Source organism: Streptomyces viridochromogenes (genome assembly GCF_001270495.1).
GTDB classification, from domain to species: domain Bacteria; phylum Actinomycetota; class Actinomycetes; order Streptomycetales; family Streptomycetaceae; genus Streptomyces; species Streptomyces viridochromogenes_A.
This window is the reverse complement of the sequence record NZ_LGUR01000153.1, coordinates 1-298: the sequence shown is the minus strand read 5'-3', so window position 1 is coordinate 298 and position 298 is coordinate 1. Positions and strand designations below refer to the sequence as shown.

Below are 298 nucleotides of genomic sequence, written 5' to 3'. Positions count from 1 at the left end.
CACCGCCGCCGACATCGCGCCGCCGGCCGGTGTCGAGGTGCACAACCCCGACCTCGTCCTCGCCACGCTCAACGGCAAGGGCAAGCTGGAGATGGAGCTGACCGTCGAGCGCGGTCGCGGTTACGTCTCCGCCGTGCAGAACAAGCAGGTGGGCCAGGAGATCGGTCGTATCCCGGTCGACTCCATCTACTCGCCGGTTCTGAAGGTCACGTACAAGGTCGAGGCCACGCGTGTCGAGCAGCGCACCGACTTCGACAAGCTGATCGTCGACGTCGAGACCAAGCAGGCCATGCGTCCG

The 298-nt window shown here is 66.1% G+C and carries 1 pseudogene; it reads left to right on the top strand.

Features of this window, described 5'->3' with window-relative positions:
* A pseudogene (locus ADK36_RS16460) lies at positions 1-298 on the top strand (DNA-directed RNA polymerase subunit alpha); the annotation flags it as partial.